Annotated in this window: 20 protein-coding genes; 7 read left to right on the forward strand and 13 right to left on the reverse strand. The window is 70.0% G+C overall.

Annotated elements, in window-relative coordinates; genetic code table 11:
* Position 1 precedes the first annotated feature (1 nt).
* Genes ACTJJZ_RS03650 through ACTJJZ_RS03665 form a run of 4 tightly spaced genes read right to left on the reverse strand, consistent with a single transcriptional unit; the run spans position 2 to position 4,914 of the window.
* On the reverse strand, positions 2-1,012 hold the full coding sequence (locus ACTJJZ_RS03650; protein WP_440719818.1) for a LacI family DNA-binding transcriptional regulator: 1,011 nt from the start codon (positions 1,010-1,012) through the stop codon (positions 2-4).
* Positions 1,009-2,388, reverse strand: coding sequence for a glycoside hydrolase family 27 protein (locus ACTJJZ_RS03655; RefSeq protein WP_440719819.1), 1,380 nt, complete (start codon positions 2,386-2,388; stop codon positions 1,009-1,011). The genes ACTJJZ_RS03650 and ACTJJZ_RS03655 overlap by 4 nt, the downstream gene beginning before the upstream one ends.
* Positions 2,389-2,447: 59 nt before the next feature.
* Complete coding sequence (locus ACTJJZ_RS03660; protein ID WP_440719820.1) at positions 2,448-3,458, reverse strand: LacI family DNA-binding transcriptional regulator; 1,011 nt, start codon at positions 3,456-3,458, stop codon at positions 2,448-2,450.
* Between the two features lie 10 nt (positions 3,459-3,468).
* Positions 3,469-4,914, reverse strand: coding sequence for an alpha-N-arabinofuranosidase (locus tag ACTJJZ_RS03665; protein WP_440719821.1), 1,446 nt, complete (start codon positions 4,912-4,914; stop codon positions 3,469-3,471).
* 69 nt (positions 4,915-4,983) lie between these two features.
* On the opposite strand from ACTJJZ_RS03665, the gene ACTJJZ_RS03670 reads away from it, so the two are divergent.
* The gene (locus ACTJJZ_RS03670) at positions 4,984-7,242 is read left to right on the forward strand and encodes a beta-L-arabinofuranosidase domain-containing protein (protein WP_440719822.1); all 2,259 of its coding nucleotides are present in this window, start codon (positions 4,984-4,986) and stop codon (positions 7,240-7,242) included.
* A gap of 11 nt (positions 7,243-7,253) precedes the next feature.
* Here ACTJJZ_RS03670 and ACTJJZ_RS03675 read toward each other — a convergent pair whose 3' ends face one another.
* The 6 genes from ACTJJZ_RS03675 to ACTJJZ_RS03700 all read right to left on the reverse strand — a co-directional run bounded on the left by ACTJJZ_RS03675 (position 7,254) and on the right by ACTJJZ_RS03700 (position 15,234).
* On the reverse strand, positions 7,254-8,492 hold the full coding sequence (locus ACTJJZ_RS03675; protein WP_440719823.1) for an ROK family protein: 1,239 nt from the start codon (positions 8,490-8,492) through the stop codon (positions 7,254-7,256).
* Positions 8,489-10,909, reverse strand: coding sequence for a glycoside hydrolase family 2 TIM barrel-domain containing protein (locus ACTJJZ_RS03680; protein WP_440719824.1), 2,421 nt, complete (start codon positions 10,907-10,909; stop codon positions 8,489-8,491). Before ACTJJZ_RS03680 ends, ACTJJZ_RS03675 begins: the two co-directional genes overlap by 4 nt.
* A 5-nt stretch (positions 10,910-10,914) precedes the next feature.
* Positions 10,915-11,613: a YesL family protein gene (locus ACTJJZ_RS03685; protein WP_440719825.1), complete on the reverse strand. Its 699-nt coding sequence runs from the start codon at positions 11,611-11,613 to the stop codon at positions 10,915-10,917.
* A gap of 72 nt (positions 11,614-11,685) precedes the next feature.
* Positions 11,686-13,245: an ABC transporter substrate-binding protein gene (locus ACTJJZ_RS03690; RefSeq protein ID WP_440719826.1), complete on the reverse strand. Its 1,560-nt coding sequence runs from the start codon at positions 13,243-13,245 to the stop codon at positions 11,686-11,688.
* 83 nt (positions 13,246-13,328) lie between these two features.
* A complete protein-coding gene (locus ACTJJZ_RS03695) occupies positions 13,329-14,306 on the reverse strand; it encodes a carbohydrate ABC transporter permease (RefSeq protein WP_440719827.1) in 978 nt (325 codons plus the stop codon).
* A complete protein-coding gene (locus tag ACTJJZ_RS03700; protein WP_440719828.1) occupies positions 14,293-15,234 on the reverse strand; it encodes an ABC transporter permease in 942 nt (313 codons plus the stop codon). The genes ACTJJZ_RS03695 and ACTJJZ_RS03700 overlap by 14 nt, the downstream gene beginning before the upstream one ends.
* A gap of 321 nt (positions 15,235-15,555) precedes the next feature.
* Here ACTJJZ_RS03700 and ACTJJZ_RS03705 point away from each other — a divergent pair, with 321 nt between their 5' ends.
* Complete coding sequence (locus ACTJJZ_RS03705) at positions 15,556-17,004, forward strand: ricin-type beta-trefoil lectin domain protein (RefSeq protein ID WP_440719829.1); 1,449 nt, start codon at positions 15,556-15,558, stop codon at positions 17,002-17,004.
* Between the two features lie 30 nt (positions 17,005-17,034).
* Here the strand turns inward: ACTJJZ_RS03705 and ACTJJZ_RS03710 are convergent, their stop codons facing one another.
* From ACTJJZ_RS03710 to ACTJJZ_RS03720, 3 genes are all read right to left on the reverse strand, one after another.
* On the reverse strand, positions 17,035-18,282 hold the full coding sequence (locus tag ACTJJZ_RS03710; RefSeq protein WP_440719830.1) for an FAD-binding protein: 1,248 nt from the start codon (positions 18,280-18,282) through the stop codon (positions 17,035-17,037).
* Positions 18,279-19,436: a Gfo/Idh/MocA family protein gene (locus ACTJJZ_RS03715; RefSeq protein ID WP_440720059.1), complete on the reverse strand. Its 1,158-nt coding sequence runs from the start codon at positions 19,434-19,436 to the stop codon at positions 18,279-18,281. Before ACTJJZ_RS03715 ends, ACTJJZ_RS03710 begins: the two co-directional genes overlap by 4 nt.
* Before the next feature lie 132 nt (positions 19,437-19,568).
* Positions 19,569-20,612: a LacI family DNA-binding transcriptional regulator gene (locus tag ACTJJZ_RS03720; protein ID WP_440719831.1), complete on the reverse strand. Its 1,044-nt coding sequence runs from the start codon at positions 20,610-20,612 to the stop codon at positions 19,569-19,571.
* A 186-nt stretch (positions 20,613-20,798) separates the two neighbouring features.
* Between ACTJJZ_RS03720 and ACTJJZ_RS03725 the strand changes: the two genes are divergently transcribed.
* The 5 genes from ACTJJZ_RS03725 to ACTJJZ_RS03745 are packed head-to-tail and all read left to right on the forward strand — an operon-like array spanning position 20,799 to position 25,749.
* A complete protein-coding gene (locus ACTJJZ_RS03725) occupies positions 20,799-22,133 on the forward strand; it encodes an extracellular solute-binding protein (RefSeq protein WP_440719832.1) in 1,335 nt (444 codons plus the stop codon).
* Positions 22,130-23,047: a carbohydrate ABC transporter permease gene (locus ACTJJZ_RS03730; protein WP_440719833.1), complete on the forward strand. Its 918-nt coding sequence runs from the start codon at positions 22,130-22,132 to the stop codon at positions 23,045-23,047. The genes ACTJJZ_RS03725 and ACTJJZ_RS03730 overlap by 4 nt, the downstream gene beginning before the upstream one ends.
* Before the next feature lies 1 nt (position 23,048).
* Positions 23,049-23,933, forward strand: coding sequence for a carbohydrate ABC transporter permease (locus ACTJJZ_RS03735; protein WP_440719834.1), 885 nt, complete (start codon positions 23,049-23,051; stop codon positions 23,931-23,933).
* 29 nt (positions 23,934-23,962) lie between these two features.
* A complete protein-coding gene (locus ACTJJZ_RS03740; RefSeq protein ID WP_440719835.1) occupies positions 23,963-24,670 on the forward strand; it encodes a ThuA domain-containing protein in 708 nt (235 codons plus the stop codon).
* On the forward strand, positions 24,655-25,749 hold the full coding sequence (locus tag ACTJJZ_RS03745) for a Gfo/Idh/MocA family protein (RefSeq protein WP_440719836.1): 1,095 nt from the start codon (positions 24,655-24,657) through the stop codon (positions 25,747-25,749). The genes ACTJJZ_RS03740 and ACTJJZ_RS03745 overlap by 16 nt, the downstream gene beginning before the upstream one ends.
* Positions 25,750-25,872: the final 123 nt, after the last annotated feature.

Here is a 25,872-nt window from a genome sequence, read left to right on the forward strand (position 1 = left end):
GTCACACCGTCGGAGGCACCACCGAGTCGCGGACGACCAGGACCGGGGCGATCGGATCCGACGCCCCCGGGCCGGCGGCGGCGGATCCCGGAGTCGCGATCAGCTGCGCGACCGCCCGGTGCGCGACCTCCTCGAAGTCCTGGCGGATCGTCGTCAGCGGCGGCCAGCCGTAGGCCGCCTCCGGGATGTCGTCGAAGCCGACGATGCTGATCCGCTCCGGCACCGCGACGCCGGCCGCGCGCAGTCCGCCGATCAGCCCGAGCGCCATCTGGTCGTTCGCGGCGAACACCGCCGTCGCGCCCGAGGCGATCACGGCCGACGCCGCGGCATGGCCCGAGCGCGGGCTCCAATCCCCCGCGAAGACCAGACCGGGGGGCAGTTCGCGAGCGGAGACCTCTTCGGCGAAGCCGGCCGCGCGCGCCTCCGCCTCGAGCCAGTCCACGGGCCCGGCGAGGTGCGCGATGCGGGTGTGCCCCGCGTCGGCCAGCGCCGCGACCGCCATCCGCGCCCCCGCGCGCTGATCCAGCGAGAACACGGATCGCTCCGCCGCGTGCAGGATCACCGTGGGGATGCCGATCCGCAGTTCGTCGAGCACGTCGAGGGTGCGCGCGTGCGGGGCGAACACCACCAGGCCGTCCACCGACTGCGCCTGCAGGTGCTCGATCGCGGCCATCACCGACGCCGCATCGCCGGAGTCGGCGAAAGCGGCGGTGAGCCAGTAGCCGGCCGCCCGCGCCGCGGCCTCGACGGCCGCCATGCTGCGGGAGGGGCCGTACTGCAGCGCGTCGGAGGCGAGCACGCCGATCGTGCGCGTGCGCTGAGTGCCGAGAGCGCGTGCCGCGTTGTTCATGCGGTAGCCGAGCTCCTCCATCGCGGCCACCACGCGGGCGCGGGTCTCGGGCGCGACGTCGGGATGGTCGTTGAGCACGCGCGACACGGTCTGCCGGGAGACGCCGGCGAGCGCGGCGACGTCCCGCACCCCGACGGCACGCTGCGGCTTGCGGTCACTCACGCCTGTGAGTGTACGGCCCTGCGGCCTGCGCCGTGGACCCGACGTCGGATCAGGGCGGCGCCATCCGCGGGGTCGCAGCGGAGCAGCGCGGCCCCGTGCGCGGGAAGGGCGAGGCGCACGGCTCGGCTGCCCGGGGCGACGCCGCGCGCCGCGTCGGACTGCTCGGTCACCGCCTCGGCGCGCAGCGGTTCACTCGTCCACAGCTCAGTGATCGCGCCGCCACCCTCGAAGGCGAGCGCGCGCACATCCAGCACGAGCTCCCGCGGCGCGTCGGCGAGGTTGAACACGGCGGCGAACCGGGTGCCGTCGGCGTGCTCGGCGCCCCAGAGGACGGTATCGCCCTCACGGAACAGCTCGCGGTTGCCGATCGAGTCGCGGTGCACCGCGAGCGCTTCGGCGTTCTGCAGCAGCGCGATCGTCGCAGGATCGCTCGTGGGCAGGTCGCCGCCGAGCATGAGCGGAGAGCGGCCGATGTACCAGAGCGTGAGCAGCGAGACCCGCTCGGCAGGGGTGAGCCGGTCCTGCCGTGCCTCGCCCCGCTCTGCCCTGATCCCGATCCTGCCCAGCGGCAGCATGTCGCCGTCGGGCCAGCCGCGCGGCGAGGCATGCGGCGCCCACCGCGCGAAGCGGGCGAAGTTCGCCTCGATGTCCTCCCAGCGGTCCCAGAGGTCGTCGCAGATGCGCCACATCGTGGCGTGCTCGCGCAGATGCTCCAGCTGCGCGAGCGAGAGGTCGCGGCCCGGCGAGAGACTCAACTCGATCGGCCGGCCGGTGCGCTCGATCGCTCGCGCGTACGCCTCGATGTCGGCCGCCTGGTACGGCCAGAGCATGTCGTCGGCCTTGATGAAGTCGACGCCCCACCCCGCGTACAGCGCGAGCGTGCTGTCGTAGTAGGCCTGCGCGGCGGGGTGCGAATGGTCGAGCCCCACCATGTCGGGGTTCCACTCGCAGACGTTGTGCGGATCCGCCACGTCGGAGGCCCGTGCGTCCGTGCCCAGGATCAGCGCGTCGGCGGTGAGGGCGCGGCGCGGAATCCCCCGCATGGTGTGAATGCCGAAGCGCAGGCCGAGCGCGTGGATCCGCTCGGCGAGCGGGGCGAATCCGCGGCCGCCCGCCGCGCTCGGGAACCGCCCCGGGTCGGGCACGAGCCGGCCGTGGTCGTCCATGCACAGCGGCGCCGCATCGTTGTAGCCGTGGCTGCGGGCCGTCGGATCCGACCAGTCGATGTCGATCACGATCGTGTCCCAGCCGAACGGAAGCAGATGCTCGGCCAGGAAGCGGGCGTTGGCGAGCACCTCCTCCTCGGTGACCGTGGTGCCGAAACAGTCCCAGCTGTTCCAGCCCATCGGGGGACGCGGAGAGAAGGACGTGCGCATGGGATGCACCTTTCAGCATCGGAAGGGATCGGATTCCCGTTCGCCGGATCCGAGAGCGGTCAGCGCGCGCTGGACTCGCGCGCGATCAGTCGCACGGGCCCGGTCACCGTGCGGAAATCGTCCGGAGCCCTGGATCCCTCGATGCGGTCGATGAGCATCGAGATCGCCGCGTCCGCCATCGCTGCGTGGTCCGGGGCGATCGTGGTCAGCGAGGGTGTGACGTAGCTCGCGAGCGGCACGTCGTCGAAGCCCACGACCTTGACGTCCTGCGGCACCCGCCGCCCTGCATCGGCGAGGGCCCGGATCGCGCCGATCGCGACGACGTCGGTCGCGCAGAACAGCCCGTCCACGTCTGGCACGTCCGCGAGCAGCGCGGCGGTGGCCGAGTAGGCACCCTCGAAGGAGAACGGGCTGGAGCGGATCGGCGCCTCGGCCTCGTCGATGCCGCGCGCGCGCAGCGCCCCCTCGAACCCGCCCGTGCGCAGCGTGGACACGTCGACCGCGCCGACCGCGCTGTGGTAGCCGCCGAGCATGGCGACCCGCGTGCAGCCCTGATCGATCAGATGGGTCGCGGCGAGCGCCGCGCCCTCCTCGTTCGCCATGACCACGTGGTCCAGCGGGCCGGTGAACCCGCGCTCCCCGAGGAGGACCGTCGGGAAGTCCCCGCGCAGCAGCACCGCGTCGTCGTCGTGCAGCTGCACGGCGCTGAGGATCAGGCCGTCGTAGTTGCGCAGGCGCGACCGGGAGATCGCGTCGAGCTCCCGGTCGCGGCTCGCCGCGGTCTGCTCGACGACGAGCTCGAAGCCGCGTGCGGCCGCGCGATCGATCAGCAGGCTCGCGAGGTGCCCGAAGTACGGCCGGTCGATCTCCGGCACGGCCAGGCAGACCACGCCGGTGCGCCCCTGGCGCAGCGTCCTGGCCGCGGTGTTGACGTGGTAGCCGAGCTCGGCGATCGAGGCGAGCACCTTCGCCCTGGTCGCGGCGCGCACGTGCGGGTGGTCGTTGATGACGTTCGACACGGTCATCGCCGACACGCCCGCATGCCTGGCCACGTCCTGCATCGTCGTCATCGCGAGGATCCTACTCCGCGACGGCGAGCCGGACGGTGGCGACGGCGTGCGGCGGCAGCACCACCCGCACGGTCGCGCCGTCGACCGACACCGGCAGTTCGACGAGCCCGACCGTCTCGGGATCGTCGAAGGTGTTGTGCGCCGTCGCAGCAGCACCCCCGAGCACCTGCGCGCGCAGCACGTCCTCGATCCGGCCGGGCAGCTCGAACTCGATGGAGATCTCGCGGTCGAGGGCGGTGTTGGTGAGGCTGATCGCGTAGGCGCCGTCCTTGTACGACGCGGTCGCGTCGATCTCGGCGCCGAGGGATCCGCGCGCGATGTCGACGTACTCCGCGTCCTGGTGGTCGGTGTAGAGGTCGAACACGTGGTAGGTCGGCGTGGTGAGCATGCGCGCGCCGTCGGTGAGGATCATCGCCTGCAGCACGTTCACCAGCTGCGCGATGTTCGCCATCCGCACCCGATCGGCGTGCCGGTGGAAGATGTTCAGGGTGACGGCCGCCACCGCTGCGTCGCGCAGGGTGCTCTGCTGGTACAGGAAGCCGGGGTTGGTGCCCGTCTCCACGTCGTACCAGGTGCCCCATTCGTCGACGATCAGGCCGACCCGCTTGGCGGGGTCGTGCCTGTCCATGATCTGGGCGTGCCGGGCGACGAGGTCGTCCATCCGCCGCGCCTGGCGGATCGTCTCGTGCCACTCGTGGTCGGTGAACTCGAGTGCGGCGCCCTTCACGTCCCACTCGCCGGTGGGCAGCGTGTAGTAGTGCAGGCTCAGCCCGTCCATGTGCCCCGCGGCGCGCGCCATGAGCACCTCGGTCCATTCGTAGTCGTCGGCGTTGGCGCCGCACGCGATCTTCGAGATCGGGTGCTGGCCGTACTGGCGCACGTAGGTCTGGAACTGCCGGTACTGGTTGGCGTAGTGCAGCGGCAGCATGTTCCCGCCGCAGCCCCAGCTCTCGTTTCCGACGCCGAAGAACTCGACGCGCCAGGGCTGCTCGCGCCCGTGCCGCTTGCGCAGCTCGGCCATGGGAGCCGTGGCGTCGAGGGTCATGTACTCGATCCAGTCCTGCATCTCGGCCACCGTGCCGCTGCCGACGTTGCCGTTGATGTAGGCCTCGGCGTCGAGCTGGTGCAGCAGCTCGAAGTACTCGTGCGTGCCGAACTCGTTCGACTCGACGACGCCGCCCCAGTGCGTGTTCACCATCGGCTGCCGATCGGATCCGACGCCCTTGAGCCAGTGGTACTCGTCGGCGAAGCACCCGCCCGGCCAGCGCACGACCGGCACCTTGATGTGCCGCAGCGCCGTGACCACATCCTTGCGGATGCCGTTGCGGTGCGGGATGGCGGAGTTCTCGCCGACCCACAGGCCCTCGTAGACGCACCGGCCGAGATGCTCGGCGAACTGGCCGTAGATGCGGCGGTCGATGGTGGGGGCGCCGGCGGCGCGGGCGATGCGGATCATGGGTTCCCTCGGAGGACGACGACTCTTTGTAGCGATAAAACCACGTTCTGTGTAGCGTTACAACCTGTCATGAGATTCCTCCCTTTGCACCGTGTCCGCCTCACCGGAGGACCCTTCGCGCACGCCCGCGACCTCGATCTCCGCTATGTGATGTCCCTGGAGCCGGATCGCCTCCTGGCGCCCTTCCGCCGCGAGGCGGGGCTGCCCGCCCGGGCTGCGAGCTACGGCAACTGGGAGGACTCCGGCCTGGACGGCCACACCGCCGGGCACGTCCTGTCGGCGCTGGCGTTCCTGACCGCCGCCGGCGTCGGCGAGGAGGCGCCGCGACGACTGGAGCGCATGGTGACCGAGCTCGCCGAGATCCAGGCCGCGAACGGCGGCGGCTACGTCGGAGGCGTGCCCGGCGGTCAGGCGCTGTTCGAGGCTCTGGGATCCGGCGGCCCGACGGCCGTGGCCGAGCTCGCGTCCAGCGCGCACTGGGTGCCCTGGTACAACCTGCACAAGACGTTCCAGGGACTCATCGACGCCCATGTCGTGGCCGGATCCGCGCAGGCTCTCGCCGTCGTCGAGAACCTCGCCGACTGGTGGCTTCCGATCGCCTCGCGGCTGGACGACGCGACGTTCGAGCGCATGCTCGACACCGAATACGGCGGCATGAACGACGCCTACGCGCAGCTCGCCCTGCTCACCGGCCGCGACGACTACGCCGCCGCCGCGCGCCGGTTCTCGCACCGCGCGATCCTGGATCCGCTGCTGCGCGGCGAGGACGCCCTGACCGGCCTGCATGCGAACACGCAGATCCCCAAGGCGGTGGGCTACGCGAGCACGGCCGCTGCGACCGGCGACGACTCGTTCCTGGCGGCCGCCGACACGTTCTGGCGCACGGTGGTGGAGCGCCGCACGGTGGCGATCGGCGGCAACAGCGTGCGCGAGCACTTCCACGACGCCCGCGACTTCACCCCGATGATCGATGACCGCGAGGGTCCGGAGTTCTGCAACACCGCCAACATGCTCAAGCTCACCCGAGCCCTCGCCGAGCGCGAGCTGCGGCCTGAGCACCTCGACTACGCCGAGCGCGCGCTGTTCAACCACGTGCTCGCCTCGCAGCACCCCGAGCACGGCGGCTTCGTGTACTTCACCCCGATGCGCCCGCGGCACTACCGGGTCTACTCGCAGCCGCAGCACGCGTTCTGGTGCTGCGTCGGCACCGGCCTGGAGACGCAGGCGCGCGCGGCCGCGGAGTGGACGTTCGGCGTGGAGGATTCGGCCCTCGCGGTCAACCTGTTCCTGCCCGCGGAAGCGGAGCTGCCCGAGTTCGGGGCGCGCGTGCGCGTCGACGCGGATCTCCCGCAGTCGGACCAGGTGGCGATCTCGATCGCGCTGGACCGTCCGCGCGCCTTCCCCCTGCGGGTACGCGCGCCGTCCTGGGCAGGCGGGCTCCACGAGCTGCGCGTGAACGGCGCATCCGTCGACGTGCGCACCGAGCCCGGCGCGATCCGCATCGCACGCACCTGGACGGACGGGGACCGGGTGACCTTCCGGCTGCCGGTGCGGCTGCGCGCCGAGCGGCTGCCGGACGGCTCCGGCTGGCAGGCGTTCCTGGCCGGCCCGTCCGTGCTCGCCGCGCGCGCCGGCGCCGCTCAGCTGGACGGCCTGCGCGCGGACGACAGCAGGATGGGCCACATCGCGCACGGCCCGCTGCTGCCCTTCACCGACCTTCCGATCACGAGCCCCGGCGCCGCCGAGCTCGAGCGCACCGATGACGGGCGGATCCTGCTGCGCCCGGCAGGCGCCGACCCGGTCGAGCTGGAGCCGTTCGCCGCCCTCCATGACGCCCGGTACACCGTGTACTGGCCCGTGGCGGACGGCGACGCGGCGGCCCGGCGCGCGGAGCTGGAGCAGCTCGATGCGGGTCTCGCCGTCGACGGCGCGACCGTCGACGTCGTCGCCCTGGGCGAGCAGCAGCCGGAATCCGACCACGCGTTCCGCGGCACCGCGACCGAGGCGTTCTCGGACGGCGGGCATCGCTGGCGCACCACCGCGGAGAGCTTCGCCGTGCGGATGCGCGCGGAAGGCGCGCGCACCCTGCGCGTGCGATACCGCACGGGCGCCGACCCGGCCGCGATCACGATCCGGATCGGGGACGCCGTCGTGGCGACCCAGCACCTCGACGCCGGCGACGAGGTGTACGACGTCGACTACCCGATCGGCGAGCTCCTGGCCGCCGCCGGCGAGCCGGGGACGATCCTGCTCTCCTTCGCCGCCGTCGGCGAGGCTTCGGTCACGGTCGCCGGCCCGGCGATCGGAACCGTGCGACTGCTGCGCTGAACGGGCTCGCCTCAGAGCGCGACCGGGATCCTGGTGGTGAGCAGTCCGGCGTCGACGAGGGTGCGCTCGAGCGCGATCATCGCCATCCCGGTCGCCACCGAGTTCCCGCTCACGGTCGACACCTCCAGCTGCACGGCCGCGCCCGCCTCCCCCGGCGCCTCCGAGCGCAGACGCTCGCGCGCGACCGGGACCAGCAGGTCCCCGAGCGCCCACGTCGTCCAGCCGGTCAGCGTGACGACCTCGGGGTTCAGCACGGCGACGAGATCGGCGAGGGCGGATCCGAGGTAGGAGGCCGTGCGCGTGACCGTCTCCCTGGCCGCCGCGTCCGGATCCGCTCCGCGCGCGGACTCCGCGAGGGAGACGATGAAGTCGTGCTGCAGCTCGACCTCGGCGAGCGGGTGCGCGGGCGCGAGCTCGCGGAGGGTCTGGTGGATGCCGGGGACGCCGATGTACGCCTCGACGCAGCCGCGGCGACCGCAGCGGCACAGCCGGCCGTCGAGCATCAGCAGCGAGTGCCCCCACTCGCCCGCGGAGTTGGTGGCGCCGCGCAGCACCTTCCCCTCCAGCACGATGCCCGCGCCGACGCCGGTGCCGAGATTCACGGTGACCATGCTCGACGCCGAACGTCCGCGGCCGAGCCAGAGCTCGGCGGCGACCATGGCCCTGAGCGGGTTGTCGATGACGAGAGGCATGCCGACCCGCTCGCGCAGGTGATCCAGCTCGACGCTGCGCCACTCCCAGTTCGGCACCACCACGGCCACGCCGTCGGGCCCCTGCACGAGACCCGGAAGCGAGATCCCGACGCCCAGCACGCTCTCCCGCGCGACGCCCTCCTGTGCCAGGAGCAGATCCAGCACGGATCCGATCCCCTCGACGATCGTGTCGGGCTCGAGCACGTGCTCGTCCCCCGCGCCTTCCGCCTCGCCGATGCGGTTCAGCGCCGTGTCGAACATGACGGCGCGCACGTAGGTCTCCGCGACGTCGATGCCGACCACGCGGCCGCGCTGCGGGTTCATGCCCAGCGTCGCGGTCGGGCGGCCCACCCGTCCCGCGGTGACCTTCGTCTCGACGACGATGCCCTCGTCGATCAGCTCGCCGACGATCGTGACCACGGTCGCCGCGCTGAGCCCGGTGTCCTGAGCGATCGCGTTGCGCGTGGTCTCGCCCGCCGACAGCACCGCGTGCAGCACGTCGAGACGGGAATCGCTGCGGATGTCACGCGACGTCCGCCGTTGCGCGGGCATGCTCATCCCTGAACCGTAACAGCCGGGAGAAGTCCCGCGGCCAGCCGGACGGCGCAGGCGTCCTCCGGCCGCGCGAACACGACGAGGCGGCCGCCGTGGGTGCGCCGGGTGTCGCTGCGGTACGGCGTGACGTCGGCGAGGTCCCCGTTCTCCAGCCCCAGCAGCACGCCGCCATCGACCCGCGCCGACACCTCGACGTCGCCGACCGCGATCGCGTTCTGCGCATCGCGCAGCACGCACTCCACCTGCAGCACGCGTCCGACGTCGATGCCCGCCGCACGGCAGCGGTCGACGGCCGCGGCGGGCGCGGTCCACGCGACGGCTTCGAGGCGCACCGGCTCGCCGGGCGGGTGCAGCTCGTCGCGCGCCACGACCGAGCCGGCCGCGTCGCGCACCTCCAGGACGAACGGCCCGCCGTCCGCGGCGACGACCGTGCGCAGGTACCCGCCGTCCGCGTCGAACTCGAGCGGCAGCACTCTCCCGTCCCGTGACAGGCGCGGCTCGCCGCCGGCGGTGAACGCGAGCACCTCGATCTCCCCTGACGCCGGTACGACGTGATGCACGGGGTGCGACCAGAGATCCCGCGGCTCTCCCGGCCCGGGCAGCGGCCGCGCGACGAGCGACGCCGTCGGGCGATCCGACCACCAGCTCCGGCGCAGGTGCCAGCCGTGCTTCGGGAAGCCGGCGAGCGTGAGCAGCCCCGCGCCCGACCCGTGCACGGGCCAGCCGTGCGCCTCTCCGAGGTAGTCGATCCCGGTCCACAGGAACTGCCCCGCGACGAAGTCGTTGTCCGCGACGACCCGCCACTCGGCGTAGCCGTGCCCGTTCTCGCTGCCGAGGAGCGGGGTGCGCGGGAAGCGTTCGTGGTCGGCGTCGTACAGCTGCTCCTTGTAGTTGTAGCCGATCAGGTCGAGGTCGTCGAGGAGCCCGGTGCGGCTGGAGAGCTCGGGGAACGCGGCCGCGAGCGTCACCGGCCGGGTGGGATCCGCGGCGCGCACGATCGCGCCGAGACGCCGTGCGATCGTCGTCAGGCGGCGCACGTCCGGGCGGCCCGGGTCGTAGCGGCGCTCCTCGGCCGGCTTCGCGGCGTCGTTGTTGCCGGTCATCTCGGCGAACAACGGGCTCGCGTACGGATCGTTCGGGTAGTCGACCTCGTTCCCGATGCTCCACGCGACGATCGAGGGACGGTTGCGGTTCTGCTCGACCATCGCGCGCAGATCACGCCCATGCCAGTCCGGGAAGTGCGTCGCGTACCCCTCGTGCTTGGGCGGGTACACGTTGTGCCCCTGCCACCACTTGTTCTTCGGGCTCTCCCACTCGTCGAAGGCCTCGTCGATCACGAAGAGCCCGAGCGCGTCGCACAGCGCGTACAGCTCGGGCGCGTGCGGATTGTGCGCCATCCGGATCGCGTTGCATCCGGCGTCCTGCAGCGTCAGCAGCCGGCGCAGCCACACGTCGGCCGGAACGGCGGTGCCGAAGGGACCCGCGTCCTCGTGCAGGCACACCCCCTTGAGCACCCGCGGCAGCCCGTTCACGAGGAGGCCGCGGTCCGGGTCGAACGCGATCGTGCGGATCCCGACGATCTCGGCGTGCTCGGCCCGGCGCGCGACGCCGTCGGCCGTCCAGGTCAGCACCGAGGTCAGCCGGTGCAGGTGCGGCGCGTCGTCGGACCAGCGCTCGGGATCCGGCACGGTCGCGACGACCGCGGAGGCAGCACGGCAGCCCGCGGGCACGAGGACCTCCGTCTCGAAGACGTGCACGCGATCCGAGCTCAGCGAGCGCAGCTCGTGCCGCGCCTGCACGGCGACGGGGGCCGCGAGGTCGCTCACGACGACCTGGTCGATCCGGATCGTCGCCGCCGCGTCGTCGAGGGCGAGAGTTGCGAACGTGGTGCCGTGCTCGTCCACGCGGACCGCGTCGTGCACCTCGAGCCGCACACCGCGGGTGATCCCCGCGCCGTTGTACCAGCGCGCGTCGGCGATCTCGGTGCGGTCCACCCGCACGCTCACGACGAGATCCTCATCGGGCGCGTAGGAGACGATCTCGCTCACGTCGAAGGAGAAGCCGGTGTGCCCGGACGGCCTTCCGCCGAGGTGGTAGCCGTTCACCCACACGTCGGAGTTCTTGTACACGCCGTCGAAGACCAGCCGCACGTGCGGCCCGTCGCCCGACCACGCCGCCTCAGCCCCGCCCGCGCCGGGGCGCAGCCCCAGCGCGGCCATCGGGACGTGCGCGCGGTACCAGCCGATGCCGCCCGGCAGATAGCCGGTCCCGCTCGCGCACTCCGGCGAGAAGTCGAGCTCGACGCTCCAGTCGTGCGGCACCCGCACCGGTCGCCAGGCGCTGTCGTCGAAGCCCTTCGTCCAGGCGCCTGGCTCGTCGGCGAGCAGGAACGCCCACCGCTCGATCGGGAATGCGGGCACTCCGCTCACTCCTCCTCCGCGCGCTGCGCGGCGTCGGTCGGCTCCCAGGCCGAGGGTCTGGCGGGCGCAGGCGCGACCGCGGGGATGTACCGGTCGAACACCCGCCGGAACAGCACCCCGTTCACGAGGGCGATCCCGGCGAAGCCGATCAGGAACCAGGCCAGGCCGTAGCCGGTCGCCTGCGGGGAGAAGATCGTGACGATCGTCGCCAGGCCGATCACCGCGACGGCCACGATCGAGGTGAGCGGATGCCGCCACGACAGCAGCCGGGCGTTGCGCAGCACCTCGCGGGTGCGGTCGTCGAAGGTCGCCAGGTACGGGAACGCGTACAACGCGGTGAGCCCGGCGACCGCCACCAGCACGTACCAGACGGCCAGCAGCAGGATCTGCAGCAGCGTGTTCGGCACGAGCCGGGTGACCACGAGGAACCAGGCGGCGAAGACGATCCCGAGCGCGACGAAGATCCCCAGGATCACGGTCGCCTGCCGGAGGTTGCGCCGGAACGAGCGGAAGAAGTCCCTCGAGACCGACACGCACTCGCCCGTCCCGATCCGCAGCGCGGTGAAGTTCAGGGCGGTCAGCGACGCGCCCAGCGTCACGAGCGGGATCGACGCGACCAGGAACAGCAGGTTCAGGATCATCAGGTCGGCGATGCGCGTGAGCACGCGCATGAGAGCGGAATCCTCGGCGAAGATGCTCGTCATGGCTCCTCCTTGGTCTGGAACGGAGCCCGGCCGGCCGCGGGTGCGGACCGGCCGGACTCCGTGGTCAGCGGATCACTTCAGCTTGTGCGTCTTCGCCCAGGCGTTCAGGTCTTTCTGGATCGAGGCCTTGACGTCGTCGTAGCCGGCGTCCTTCAGCTTCTGGCGCATCTCCTTGATGGCCGCGGCCGGGTCGTCGAACTTGCCGTACTCGAGCTGCGGGATGTACTCGGAGAGCACGCTGCCCATCGCGGCGAGCTCCGGGTCGATCGCGCTCTTGTTCACGATCAGCGTGGAGTACGGGTAGTCGCGCGCGACCTTGTCGAGGCCCGCGTAGATCTCCTTCGTCTGCGGGTCGTCGGTGACCTTGGGCGGCTCGTACTGGTCCATCCGGCCGGCCCAGAAGTTCGAGCCCAGGGCGTCCTTGGACGGGTCGTAGCCCTCGGGATAGCCGAGCTTGCCGTCCTTCATGACGTAGTCGGTGCCCTCGATGCCGAAGTTCAGCAGATCGTAGTCCTGCTTGTCGTTGCGGATGAGGTCGTACACCTGCAGCGCCTTCTCCGGGTTCTTCGAGTTCGCGCTGACCGCCATCGCGCCGTGCGTGAGGATGTCCTTGTAGAGGTTCTTGTTCTCCTCGCCGAAGTAGTACATCTTCGGGTCGGACCCCGGCTGCTTGGTCGTCATGTTGTTGTAGATCTGGCCGACGAACGTCTGCGTGTGGTGCTGGTCGGTGCCCGTCTGTCCCGCGTAGAACTCGTCGCGGGTCGTCCCGGTGTAGTTCACCGCGTCCTGGCGCCAGACGCCCAGGTCGTTCCACTGCTTCGCGAGCTGCGCGGCCTTCACCAGCTGATCGCTCTCCATGTACCAGGAGGTGAGCTTGCCGGGGTCGGACTCGGAGGTCTCGAACGGGGCGTAGTTCCCCGCGCTCACGCCCTGCAGCGGGAGCGCGTCCGTGTGCGACTGCAGGTAGCCGGTGAGGGCCGCCTCGCCGTTGCTCGCGCCCGCCACGTCCCACGGCACGACGCCCGGCTTGTTCTGCTTGATCCACTGGAAGTACTTCGTGAAGTCCTCGTACTTCGTGATCTCGCCGTTCGGGAACCCGGCCTCCTTGGCCCAGTCGCCGCGGTAGAAGAAGCCGTGGTTGGTGTATTGCGTGTAGTTGTCCTCGGGGATGAACTGGATCTTGCCGTCGAGCTTGGTGAGATCCCAGTGCTTGTCCTTGTTCACCTGCGCCCAGGTCTTCGGCGCGTTCTGCTTCAGCATGTCCTCGGTGAGCGGCAGGAAGGCGCCCTTCTGCGCGTTCTCCCATCCGAACAGCCAGTCGGTGGCGGTGGTGATCAGATCGACCTTGCTGTCACCGCTCAGCAGCTGCACGTTGTACTGCGTCTGCCAGTCGGCCCACTCGACGTAGAACAGGTCGAGGGTGGCGTTGGCCTGCTTCTTCAACCGCTGGTTGAGCTTCTTGAGCATGGCCTCGAGGTGGCCGTTGGTGGGCTTGTCGCCCAGGACCAGCATGGTGATCTTGGTGGGGGCGCCGCTGTCGCCGGCGCCGCCGGCCGTGCAGCCGGCGAGCGCGCCGGCCGCGAGGCCGAGCGTGACCGCCGCGGCGGCGATCTTGACGATCCTTCTCTTCATAGGAGTCTCCTTCGACTCGTCTCTCGGTGAGGGGTGGTGCAGGAGGGTGGTGCAGGAGGGTGGTGCTCGGTGGACGGGCGGGGTCAGCCCTTGACCGCGCCGACGGTGATGCCGCTGACGAAGTACTTCTGGATGAACGGGTAGAGCAGGAGGATCGGGCCGGTGGCCACGACCGCGCTCGCCATCTTCAGGGTGTTGCTGGGCAGCTCGGCGATGCTCACGTTGGCGCCCGCGACCGAGTTCTGCAGCGCGTTCGCCGTGTTGATCACGTTGTAGAGGTAGTACTGCAGCGGTTTGAACTCGACGGTGCTGCCCAGGTAGAGCGAGGAGAGGTACCACTCGTTCCAGTACGCGAGCGCAAGGAACAGGCCGACCGTCGCGAGCGCGGGCTTCATCATCGGCAGGGTGAGCTGCACGAAGATCCGGAAGTCCCCGGCGCCGTCGATCTTGCCCGACTCGACGATCTCGAACGGCACGATGCGCATGAAGTTCTTCATCAGGATGATCAGCCACGGAGTGATCAGCAGCTGCAGGAACACCGCCGCATAGCTGCCGCGCAGTCCGAGGGTCTTGCCCACCCACAGGAACGTGGGGGCGAGGCCCGCGGAGAAGAGCGTCGTGAAGTAGATGAAGAACGAGATCGCGTTGCGGAACGGGAAGTCCTGCCGGAACAGCGCGTAGCCGGTCATCGAGATGATGAACAGCCCGATCGCGGTTCCGAACGTCGTCATCAGGACCGTGACCACGTACGCCCCGATGATCTGCCGCGGCGACTGGAAGATGTACTCGTACGCCGTGAGGGTGAAGCCCTTCGGCAGCAGGCCGAACCCGTCCTTGCGGATCTCCGACTCGCTGGACAGCGATGCCGACAGGATCAGCACGAACGGCAGCAGGCAGAACAGGGTGAACAGGCTGATCGTCACGTACGAGATGCCGCGCACCCAGCGATCGCTGGCGTCGAGGCGGATCGGGCGACGGGAGGTGCGCTCGAACAGCGTGCGCCGGCGATGGGGCAGGATGATCGCTCTGGTCGCTCCGGTGGCCGTGTCAGAAGAGTGCATAGTCCTTGTTCATCCTTCGAACGATCCAGTTCGCGGTCATCACGATCGCGAACCCGAACAGCGACTGGTAGAGGCCCACCGCGGTGGAGGTGGTGAAGTTGTTCTGCGACATCACCATCCGGTAGACCGAGGTCTCGATGACGTCGGTGGTCTGGAAAAGCTGGGCGTTGTTGCCGATCAGGTTCCAGAACAGGCCGAAGTTGCCGTGCATGATCCCGCCCAGGGAGAACAGCAGCAGGATGACGAACGTGGGCTTGAGACTCGGCAGGATCACGTACCGGATCCGCTGCCAGGCCGAGGCCCCGTCGATCTCCGCGGCCTCGAACAGCCCCTTGTCGATGCCCATGATGGCGGCGAAGTACACGATCGAGCCGTAGCCGGTGCTCTGCCAGAGCTGCACGAGGATGATGATGAGCGGCCAGAGCCCGGCCATGCTGTAGATCTTGACCGGGTCGCCGCCGGCCTGCTTGATGAGGCTGTTCAGCGCTCCGTTGTCGTAGTTCAGGATGTTGAAGGCGATGACGCCGATCAGCACGACGGAGATGAAGTACGGCAGGAACATGATCCCCTGCGTGATCTTCTTGAAGTACTTCAGGCGGATCTCGTTGAACATGATGGCGATCGCGATCTGCAGCGCGTTGCCCAGCACGATGAACGCGACGTTGTAGAGGACCGTGTTGCGCGTCAGGATCCAGAGCTGGCCCGACTTGAACAGGAACTCGAAGTTCCGGAAGCCCACGAACGGGCTGCCGAAGATGCCGTCCCGGTAGTTGAAGTCGGTGAACGCGATCCAGATCCCCGGCAGCGGCGCGTAGTTGAAGACGAGGAAGAACGCGACGGCCGGCAGGCACATCAGCAGCAGCACTCTGCTGGTCTTGACCTGCCGCCACAGCGACTTCCGCCGCGCCGGCACCTTTGTCAGTGACATCCTCCGCCTCTCTGCGTGGGGTGGGGCGTCCGAGCCGCCCGAGCAACATCAGGGATAAAACTAACCCCTGATCTAACTCTGCGAGACAGTAGCAGAAAGTTCTGTAGCGATACAAGAGCTTCTCCGATCCCGGACGGCGGACCAGCGCGATGAGTGACGAGGCCGCCCCGTCCGGATTCTGTGACCGGTCCCTTGACGGATCCGGTTCAGCGGTGGCACGATCGGTGGCCACCGGCGCGAGACAGACCGCCCCGGGACGATTCCCCCCACCGAAGATCGACGAGGATCCGCATGCGACCTGATATGTTGACGTCAACTCCCATGAAGGGCCGACGAGGAGGAGGCCGGCTGGCGGTCGCGATCGCCGGCGCCCTCGTGCTCGCCGGCCTCGGCGCCGCGGCCCCCGCGCAGGCCGAGCAGCCGGGCCCGTCTCACGGTCCCGGCACGTCCGAGTTCAAAGGGGTGAACTGGGCGGATCCGCGCGACAACTATGCGAGTGACGCCGTCGTCCCCACCGGCCTCGGCGCCGCCGACGACTACGACCAGGTGCTCGCCGTGTCGCAGCGGATCCTGGAGGGCTTCGCTCAGAATCTCGGCGCGAACACGGTCCGCCTGCCGATCAACCCGGTCAGCGTGGGCACGAGCTGGTGGAGCTCGTACCGGGCGGCCATCGACGCCGCGACGGCGCGCGGCGACAAGGTCATCCTCAGCTACTGGGAGGCGGATGACAGCAAGGACGGCCTGATCGACGACGTCCCGTCGTGGAAGCGGATGTGGGACACCGTCGTGGACGAGTTCCGGCACACCCCGAACGTCTACTTCGAGCCGATGAACGAGCCGCACGGGTACTCCCTCGACCAGTGGGTGAGCGTGGCCTCGGGGTGGCTGGCGGATCACCCGCAGGTCCCGCGCAACCGCGTCGTCATCAGCGGATCCGGCTACAACGACGATGTCGTCGGGGTCGGCGACGCGCCGCAGCTGAAGGGAACGCTGCTGTCGCTGCACTTCTACGGGTTCTGGGCGTCGCACACCACCGAGGCCGACTGGACCGCCGACCTCAGCGCACGGATCGGCGTCTACGCGGGCCGCACGATCATCGACGAGGCCGGCTCTCCGATGACCATCGGGCTCAACTACGGCGCGCACGACGGCAACGTCTACACGTCCTACCTCGCCGCGGTGACCGACTTCGCCCGCGCGCACCGGATGGGGATCGTGTACTGGCCGGGCCTGCGCGCTGGCGATTCGTACTCGATCGAGTCGCTCCAGCCCGACGGCACGCTGAGGGACAACAGCGCCACCGGCGTCGCACAGCTGAAGTGGGGCTACGGCTACGGCGACCAGGAGCCCGTGAACGACCTTCCCGCCTCACCTCCCGGGCAGGCGCTCGTCGGCCAGGCGTCCGGCCGCTGCGTCGATGTGCCGGGCTTCAGCACGACGCCCGGGACGGCGCTCGACCTCTGGGACTGCAACGGAGGCGGCAATCAGTCCTGGAACGCGACCGCCGACAAGCAGCTCACGGTCTACGGCGACCGGTGCCTGCAGGCCGGCACCGACGGCAGCACCGTGACGGCGGGCGCACCGGCGACCATCGCCGCGTGCACGGGCGCCGACGTGCAGCACTGGAACGCGAACGCGGACGGCACGATCAGCCCGGTCGCGGCGCCGGATCTGTGCCTCGACGCGGCGGGCGCCGGAACCGGCAACGGCACCGCGATCGACCTGTGGCTGTGCAGCGGACAGCCGAACCAGGTGTGGATCCGGAAGTAGGATCCGACGCGTCGCTGTCCTGCTCGGCCCTCAGAGCCCGAGTCGCTCCAGGTGCGCGTTGCGGAACCGCCCGGCGGGATCCGTCCGCGCCACCAGGGCCGCGAAGTCGTCCCAGCGAGGGGTGCGGCGGCGGATCTCGGCCGCGTCCAGCGTGGACAGCTTGCCCCAGTGCGGGCGGGCGGTGCCGGGCAGGGCCTCCTCGATCACCGGCAGCAGCGCCTCGACCGCGGGCTGGTCCCGGCGCCAGGTGAAGTGGATCCCGACCGCGCCCTCGCCGTAGGACGAGCTCAGCCACAGGTCGTCCGCGGCCACCGTGCGGATCTCGTTCACGAGCAGCAGCGGTGCGATCCGGTCGGCGAGTCCGCGGATCGCCTCGATCGCCGCCACGGCGTCGCGGCGCGGCACGAGGTACTCGCTCTGCAGCTCCTCCCCCGCCGAGGGCGTGAACTCGAGGCGGAAGTGCGGCAGCCGCCCGTGCCACGGGCCGGCCTCGCCGAGCTGCGGAGTGCACGCCTCGGCCGGCGAGCCCAGGATCGGGTGCCGCTGCACGGTCGCCGGAACCGTGCCGAGCCGGGCGAGCAGGTCCTCGTCGAGCGCGACCCCGCCCACGCGGTTCTTCACCCAGAGCTGGTCGGCCCGATCGCGGTCCGTCCAGCGGCTGAAGATGCTGACGCTCGTGCCGAGGCTGGTCACCCGGTCGAGCTCCGGGAGGATCGCGTCCCACGCCGGCCCCTCGTGCACCGTCTGCGCGACGTCGTAGGTCGGCTCCACGTCGAGCTCGAGCTCGACCATCACGCCGAGCGCGCCGAGGGAGACGACGGCGCCGTGGAAGTCGGCGTCGCCGCGGCGCAGCGTCCGCTCGCCGTCCGGACCGGCCAGGGTGATCGCCCGCACGGCGGTGGCGAGGGATCCGGTGGCGTCGCCCGATCCGTGCGTGCCGGTGGAGATCGCCCCGGCGACGGAGATGTGCGGCAGGGACGCGAGGTTCGACAGCGCCAGCCCGCGCCGGTGCAGCTCGGCGCCGAGCTCGCCGTAGCGCATGCCGGCTGCCACGCGCACGGCGTCGGGAGCCGTCTGCTCGACGACGGCGGGCATCGCCGAGAGGTCGATGAGCGTGCCCGTGGTGTCGGCGAGGGTGTTGAAGCTGTGCCGCGATCCGAGCGGCCGCAGCGGACCGGGCGCCTCCAGCGCGCGGCGCAGCTCGTCGCGGTCCCGCGGACGCACGATGTCCGCGGCGCCGTAGCGGAGATTGCCTGCCCAGTTCGTCCCGATGCTCACCGGGACATCCTAGGGGCGGCCGTGGTCCAGGCGCTGCCCGCTGCGGAGCTGCGCTCGACCGCCTCGAGCACCCGCTGCACGTGCAGGCCGTCGGCGAAGGACGGGCGCGGTTGCGTCCCCTCGGCGATCGCAGTGACGAAGTCCGCCACCTGGTGCGAGAAGGCGTGCTCGTAGCCGAGCAGATGCCCGGTCGGCCACCACGGCGCGAGATAGGGGTGCTCGTGCTCCGTGACCAGGATCCGGCGGAACCCGAGCTCCAGCTCGGGCGCGGTCGCGTCGTAGAACTCCAGCTCGTTCATGCGCTCCATGTCGAAGGCGATCGCGCCGCGGGATCCGGAGATCTCGAAGCGGAACGCGTTCTTGCGCCCGGTGCGGAACCGCGTCGCCTCGAACGAGCCCAGCGCGCCGTTCTCGAAGCGTCCGTGGAACAGCGCGACGTCGTCGACGGTGACCGCGCCGCGCTCGCTCGACGCCGTGCCGGACAGGCCGACGCTCTCGCCGAGGAGCGGGCGTTCCGGGACGAGCGTCTCCAGGATCCCGGAGACGCCCTCCAGGCGCGAGCCGGTGACGAACTCGACCATGTCGATCGCGTGCGCGCCGATGTCCCCGAGGGATCCGGATCCCGCGCGCTCCTTCTGCAGCCGCCAGGTGAGCGGAGCCTCCGGGTCGCTCAGCCAGTCCTGGAGGTACTCGGCGCGCACCTGCCGGATCTCGCCGAGCCTCCCGTCGGCGATCATCCGCCGTGCGAACGTGGCGGCGGGCACCCGCCGGTACGAGAAGCCGACCATCGAGCGGATGCCCCGTGCCGCCGCCTCCTCCGCGACGCTCGTCATCCGCTCCGCCTCGGCGACGGTGTTCGCGAGGGGCTTCTCGCAGATCACGTGCTTGCCGGCGTTCAACGCCGCGAGCGCGATCTCGGCGTGCGTGTCGCCGGGCGTCACGATGTCGACCACATCGACGTCGTCGCGGGCGACGGCCTCGCGCCAGTCGGTCGCGCTCTCGGCCCATCCCCACTTCCGCGCGGCGGCGTCGGTCGCGGCGGCGTCGCGCCCCACGATGAGGTGCATCTCGGGCGTCGCCGGCAGGTCGAAGAACCGCGGCGCGACCCGCCATCCCTGCGAGTGCGCCGCCCCCATGAAGCCGTGGCCGATCATGGCCACGCGCAGCGAATCACCCATGAGAATCCTCTCTGAATCCCGTTGCTGCAATTGTTGATTACAACAACATATAGCCGCAGACGACGCCTGTCCAGCGACGCACGACCGCTCCGGCCGGCTCGACGAAGCTCAGAGCGTGACGTCGCGCGGAGGCGCCGACGAGCCGCGCACGACGAGTTCCGTGGCCAGCTCCACCCGCGACGCCTCCAACCGCTCACCCGCGACGATCTGCAACAGCATGCGCAGCGCGGTGCGCCCGATGTCGTGCAGCGGCTGGGCGACGGAGGTGAGCGGAGGCAGGGTGTGCTCCGCAAGCGGAGTGCTGTCGAACCCCACCAGGCTGAGGTCGCCGGGCACGTCCAGGCCGCGTCGGCTGGCCTCCTCGAGCACGCCCAGGGCGATGGTGTCGCTGGCGGCGAAGATCGCCGTCGGCGGTTCGGCGAGGGACAGCACGGCCTTCGCGCCGGCGAGGCCCGTGCGGCGGTTGTAGGCGGATCCCGCGGGCAGGTACTCGGGGCGCATCGTGATCCCGGCCGCCATCAGCGCGGCCAGGTAGCCGTGCATCCTGGCCTGGTTCGACTCCGCCTCGGGCGGTCCGCCGAGGAACGCGATGCGCCGGTGCCCCAGCGCGATGAGATGCTCGGTCGCCGCCCTTCCGCCGGCCCAGTTGGTGGCGCCGACACTCGGAAGATCCGGCTCCCCCGCGTTCAGCGGATCGACCACCACGACCGGCAGCCCCCGAAGGGTGAACGCGGCATGCTGCTCCGGCGTCAGCCGCGAGGTCACGGCGATCAGACCCCGGCGTCCGGAGTCGACCATCCGCTCCGCCCACTCGTCCGCGTTGGCCAGATGGAACCTGCCCGGCTCCACGCTGGAGACGACCACGTCGACCCCGATCTCGCGCGCGGCGTCGAGGATCCCGTTGAAGACCCCCATCGAGTAGGCGTCTCGCACCTCGCCGATCACGAGGTCCACCATGGCGCGGCTCATAGCGCGATTGCGCCTCGCCTTCGGAGAGCGGTAGCCGGCGTCATCGATGAGTTGCTGCACACGCGCGCGGGTCTCCGCAGAGACCCCCTCGCGGCCGTTGATGACCTTCGACACCGTGGGAACGGACACGCCGGCGACCTTCGCGATGCTCGCCAGATTCACCGTGCGCTTCGTGTCGCTCATCATCCTCCAAAGAAAAGTTTCGTGACCTCATTGTGCGGGGGATCCGCCTGAGCAGCAAGCAGGCGCGTCGCCGGGAAGGGTTGACAGCGGACGAAACAGTGCCCTACCGTGAACCTCGCGAAAGTTCTCGACGAAAATTACTCGCACTTTCGCACTTTCCCGTCACACATTCAATGGAGAACTGAGATGGCACCACGCAGCCCCCGCCCCTTCCGTCGCAGTCGGCTCGCCGCCGCCGTGACGATCCCCGCCCTCGTCCTGTCCCTCGCTGCGTGCGGCACGTCCGGCCCCCAGGCTTCCGGAGGCAAGGACGCCGCGACCATGTGGGCGCTGTCGGGGCAGCCGAAGGAGGGCATCCGCCAGGACACGGTCGACGCCTTCGTGAAGGCGCACCCCGACGAGAAGCTCAGCGTCACGTTCTTCCAGAACGACGCCTACAAGACCAAGATCCGCACCGCCATCGGCGCCGGCCAGGCGCCGACGCTCATCTACGGCTGGGGCGGCGGGACGCTGAAGTCCTACGTCGAGGCGAAGCAGGTGCAGGACCTCACGAGCTTCTTCGCCGACAATCCGGCGGTCAAGGACCGGCTCTTCCCCGGCGCCTTCGGCGCCGCCACCGTCGACGACAAGATCTACGCGATGCCGATCCAGGACGTCCAGCCCGTCGTGCTGTTCTACAACAAGAAGGTCTTCAAGGACGCCGGGCTCCAGCCGCCGAAGACCTGGGACGACCTGATGGCGGACGTCAAGGTGTTCAACGACAAGGGAATCGCCCCGATCTCGCTCGCCGGCCAGTCGCGGTGGACCTCGATGATGTGGCTGGAGTACCTGTTCGACCGGATCGGCGGCCCCGAGGTGTTCCAGGACATCTTCGACGGCAAGCCGAACGCCTGGTCGAACCCCGCCGCGATCGAGGCGCTGACCAAGATCCAGGAGCTCGCCGCAGCGGACGGCTTCATCAAGGGCTTCGCCACCATCACCGCCGATTCCAACGCGGATCAGGCACTGCTCTACACGGGCAAGGCCGCCATGATGCTGCAGGGAGGCTGGACGTTCGGATCCATGAAGACCGACGGCGGCGACTTCGTGCAGAAGGGCGATCTGGGATTCGTCCCATTCCCCACGGTCGAGGGCGGCAAGGGCGACCCGAGCGACGTCGCCGGCAATCCCGCGAACTATCTCTCGATCTCCGCGACGGCGACCGAGGCGCAGAAGAAGACGGCTCTCTCCTACGTCAAGGACGGGCTCTTCACCGACGCCGAGGTCGACGCCTACATCAAGAACGGCGCGGTGCCGATCGTCAACGGCATCGAGGACAAGCTGGCCAAGACGGACGACGCCGACTACCTCACGTTCGTGTACAAGCTCTCCAGCAACGCGAAGAGCTTCCAGCAGTCCTGGGATCAGGCGCTCAGCCCGGCCGCCTCGGAGACACTGCTGAACAACATCGACCAGCTGTTCTCGCGCGCCATCACGCCGCAGCAGTTCGCCGACAATATGAACAAGACGATCGGCAAATGACCGTCAGCGCACCGGCGACGTCTGCGCGCACGGCCTCCCGTCGCTCGGCGACGGGAGGCCTGGGCTGGCTCGCAGTTCCCGCCTTCGTCTACTTCCTCGCGCTCGCGGTCCTCCCCCTCGTCGGCGTGCTCGCGCTGAGCTTCACCGACTGGGACGGCATCGGGGCGATCTCGTTCTCCGGCCTCGGGAACTGGGCATCCGCCCTCACCGATCCCGGGATGTGGCACGCATTCGGGCTGACCATCCTCGTGATGGTGCTCTCCTGGGTGGTGCAGACCCCGCTCAGCCTGCTGCTGGGGGTCTTCACCGCAGGCGCCCAGAGGTACCGGGCCGTGCTCGCCGTGCTGTACTTCCTTCCGCTGCTGCTGTCCTCCGCGGCGATCGCGGTGGCGTACAAGGCCCTGCTCGACCCGAACTTCGGCCTCGCCGCAGGGCTGGGCCTGCCGTTCCTCGCCCAGGACTGGCTGGGCGATCCCGCCCTCGCGATGGGCGTGGTGATCTTCGTGATCGCCTGGCAGTTCGTCCCGTTCCACACGCTCATCTACCAGGGCGGCGTGCGCCAGATCCCGCAGTCCATGTACGAGGCGGCGCAACTGGACGGCGCCGGACGCATCGCGCAGTTCTTCCGCATCACGCTGCCCCAGCTGAAGTACACGATCATCACGTCGTCGACGCTGATGACGGTGGGGTCGCTGACCTATTTCGACCTGATCTTCGTGCTCACCGCCGGCGGTCCCGCCAACGCCACCAGGATCCTGCCGCTGGACATGTACCTCACGGGGTTCAAGGCGAACCAGATGGGTCTGGCGAGCGTCATCGCCGTCATCCTGGTGCTGCTCGGCCTCGCGCTGGCGCTGTTCCTGCAGCGCCTCGGCGGCAAAGATCTCTCTGCGAGCCAGCTGGAAGGAGCATGAGATGACCACGACGACCACCGTCATCCTCCCGAAGGAAGCCGATCGGCGGCGCGCCCGCCGGCGAACGGCGAACGGCCGGCCCAACGTGCTCGGCGGTCTCGCGGGCTGGATCTGGCTCGCGATCATCATCGTCCCCGTCTACTACATCGTGGTGACGAGCCTGAAGAAGCAGTCCGACTACGTGGGCAGGAATCCCCTCGCGCTGCCGGCGAACCCGACTCTGGACAACTACGCAGCCGTGCTGCAGGCCGACTTCGCGCAGTACTTCCTGAACAGCGTGCTGGTGACGGTCGGCGCGGTGGTGCCGATCCTGATCCTGTCGTTCATGGCGGCGTACGCGATCGTCCGCGGCCGCGGGCGGTTCCTCCGGCTCGTCAACACCACGTTCCTGATGGGGCTCGCGATCCCGCTGCAGGCGACCATCATCCCCGTCTACCTCATCATCATCCGGCTCAGCCTGTACGACAGCCTGCTGGCGATCGTGCTGCCGTCGATCGCGTTCGCGATCCCGCTGAGCGTGATGCTGCTCGCGAACTTCATCCGCGACGTGCCCAACGAGCTGTTCGAGTCGATGCGCCTGGACGGCTGCAGCGAATGGGCGACCATGTGGCGGCTGGCGATGCCGCTGACCAGGCCCGCGATCGTCACGGTGGCGATCTACAACGCCCTCGGTGTCTGGAACGGCTTCCTCCTGCCGCTCGTGCTCACGCAGAGCCCCGACCTTCGGGTGCTCCCGCTCGCGCTGTGGACGTTCCAGGGCGAGTTCAGCGTGAACATCCCCGCCGTGCTCGCGTGCGTCGTGCTGACGACGCTGCCGCTGGTCGTGGTCTATGTGTTCGGCCGCCGCCAGCTGGTGAGCGGACTGACCGCGGGATTCAGCAAGTGACGACCGGAACTCATACGAAAGGTGATCAGATGACGGATCGGAGGACGTCGCGCTCGGCACTCGTCGTGCGCGGCGGGTGGGACGGGCACGCCCCGGTGGAGGCCACGGAGCTGTTCCTGCCCTTCCTGGAGAGCAACGGGTTCGGGGTGCGGATCGAGGAGAGCCCGGCCGTGTACGCCGACGCGCAGGCGATGGCGGACGTGGATCTGATCGTGCAGTGCAACACCATGAACACGATCGAGAACGCGGAGGTGCAGGGTCTGCGCGCCGCGATCGAGGCGGGCACCGGCATGGCGGGCTGGCACGGCGGGATCGCCGATTCGTACCGCAACAGCGCCGACTACCTGCAACTGATCGGCGGGCAGTTCGCCACGCACCCGGGAAAGCACCCCGATGAGCGGCACGGCGAGCAGGCCGACAACTACCTGCCGTACACGGTCGAGCTGACCGATCTGGGGCGCACGCACGAGATCATGGCGGGCATCGAGGACTTCCCGCTGACGACGGAGCAGTACTGGGTTCTGCACGACGACCTCATCGACGTGCTGGCCACGACCACGCATCCGACGCAGCCGTACCACCCGTGGCACCGGCCGATCACCTCGCCCGCGGTGTGGACGCGGCTGTGGGGGAAGGGCCGCATCTTCGTCGCCACCCCGGGGCACTCGGTCGACGTGCTGCAGGACGAGAACGTCAAGACCATCATCGAGAGGGGAATGCTGTGGGCCAGCCGTTGACGCCGCTGCGCGTCGGGATCATCGGATGCGGGAACATCGTCGCCCAGTATCTGGAGACGTTCGCCCGGATCGACACCGTGCACTTGGTCGCGGTCGCCGATCTGGTCCCAGAGCGCGCGGCCGAGGTGGCGGCCCGTGTTCCGGGCGTGCGGCCGATGAGCATCGACGAGCTGCTCGCGGATCCCGACATCCGGCTCGTCGTCAACCTGACCATCCCGGCCGCGCATGCCGAGGTGTCGCTGCGGATCCTCGCCGCGGGCAAGGAGGTCTACAGCGAGAAGCCGCTGGCGGCCGAGCTTCCCGCGGCCAGGGACGTCCTGGAGGCCGCGAGCCGCGCCGGGCTCTGGGTCGGGTGCGCGCCCGACACGGTGCTGGGCGTCGGGCTGCAGACCGCACGCAAGGCGATCGACGACGGAGCGATCGGCCGGCCCATCGCGGCGACCGCGACCATGGTGACGCCGGGGCACGAACGCTGGCACCCGAATCCCGACTTCTACTACCTGCCCGGTGGCGGGCCGCTCCTGGACATGGGCCCGTACTACGTGTCGGCCCTCGTGCAGCTGCTCGGTCCCGTGGTCGAGGTGTCGGGGGCCGCGAGCCGCCTCCGCACGGAGCGGGTCATCGGATCCGGGCCGCGGGAGGGCGAGCGCGTGCCGGTCGAGACCGACACGCACATCAGCGGGGTGCTCACGCACGAGTCCGGCGCCCTGTCGACGCTCGTGATGTCGTTCGACGCGGTCGCCACCCACTCCGCGAACATCGAGGTGCACGGCGAGACGGGATCGCTCACCGTGCCGGATCCCAACAACTTCGACGGCGAGACGCGGCTGCACGCGCTGGGCGCGAGCGAGTGGATCGCGCTGCCGCCCGCCGCGGGCTACGTCGGCGCGGGCCGCGGCGTCGGCGTGCACGACCGCGCGATCGCCCGCGACCCCGGCGACGCGCGCGCGTCCGGCGCCGTCGGGTTCCACGTCCTCGAGGTCATGCTCTCGCTGCTGCAGTCGGCCGGAGAGGGCCGCAGCGTACCGGTCTCGTCCACCGTCGAGCGGCCTGCCCCGGTCCCGCTCACGGCGCTCTAGCCGACGCGGACCGCTGTGCGCCGTCGCGCCCCGCATTCCGGAGGTGGCGCGACGCGCGGGTCGGAGTCCGGCAGGGTTACATCGATGGAATCGTGCGACCGGGTTCGGTGCCGCGCGGGCATA

The sequence above is a fragment of the Microbacterium sp. 22242 genome, assembly GCF_052045495.1.
Classification (GTDB): Bacteria; Actinomycetota; Actinomycetes; order Actinomycetales; family Microbacteriaceae; genus Microbacterium.

Coding starts and splice junctions, on each gene's coding strand:
- ACTJJZ_RS03655 (WP_440719819.1), bottom strand. CDS start 2,388: ATGCGCACGTCCTTCTCTCCGCGTCCCCCGATGGGCTGGAACAGCTGG.
- ACTJJZ_RS03660 (WP_440719820.1), bottom strand. CDS start 3,458: ATGACGACGATGCAGGACGTGGCCAGGCATGCGGGCGTGTCGGCGATG.
- ACTJJZ_RS03665 (WP_440719821.1), bottom strand. CDS start 4,914: ATGATCCGCATCGCCCGCGCCGCCGGCGCCCCCACCATCGACCGCCGC.
- ACTJJZ_RS03670 (WP_440719822.1), top strand. CDS start 4,984: ATGAGATTCCTCCCTTTGCACCGTGTCCGCCTCACCGGAGGACCCTTC.
- ACTJJZ_RS03675 (WP_440719823.1), bottom strand. CDS start 8,492: ATGAGCATGCCCGCGCAACGGCGGACGTCGCGTGACATCCGCAGCGAT.
- ACTJJZ_RS03685 (WP_440719825.1), bottom strand. CDS start 11,613: ATGACGAGCATCTTCGCCGAGGATTCCGCTCTCATGCGCGTGCTCACG.
- ACTJJZ_RS03690 (WP_440719826.1), bottom strand. CDS start 13,245: ATGAAGAGAAGGATCGTCAAGATCGCCGCCGCGGCGGTCACGCTCGGC.
- ACTJJZ_RS03695 (WP_440719827.1), bottom strand. CDS start 14,306: ATGCACTCTTCTGACACGGCCACCGGAGCGACCAGAGCGATCATCCTG.
- ACTJJZ_RS03700 (WP_440719828.1), bottom strand. CDS start 15,234: ATGTCACTGACAAAGGTGCCGGCGCGGCGGAAGTCGCTGTGGCGGCAG.
- ACTJJZ_RS03705 (WP_440719829.1), top strand. CDS start 15,556: ATGAAGGGCCGACGAGGAGGAGGCCGGCTGGCGGTCGCGATCGCCGGC.
- ACTJJZ_RS03715 (WP_440720059.1), bottom strand. CDS start 19,436: ATGATCGGCCACGGCTTCATGGGGGCGGCGCACTCGCAGGGATGGCGG.
- ACTJJZ_RS03720 (WP_440719831.1), bottom strand. CDS start 20,612: ATGAGCGACACGAAGCGCACGGTGAATCTGGCGAGCATCGCGAAGGTC.
- ACTJJZ_RS03725 (WP_440719832.1), top strand. CDS start 20,799: ATGGCACCACGCAGCCCCCGCCCCTTCCGTCGCAGTCGGCTCGCCGCC.
- ACTJJZ_RS03730 (WP_440719833.1), top strand. CDS start 22,130: ATGACCGTCAGCGCACCGGCGACGTCTGCGCGCACGGCCTCCCGTCGC.
- ACTJJZ_RS03735 (WP_440719834.1), top strand. CDS start 23,049: ATGACCACGACGACCACCGTCATCCTCCCGAAGGAAGCCGATCGGCGG.
- ACTJJZ_RS03740 (WP_440719835.1), top strand. CDS start 23,963: ATGACGGATCGGAGGACGTCGCGCTCGGCACTCGTCGTGCGCGGCGGG.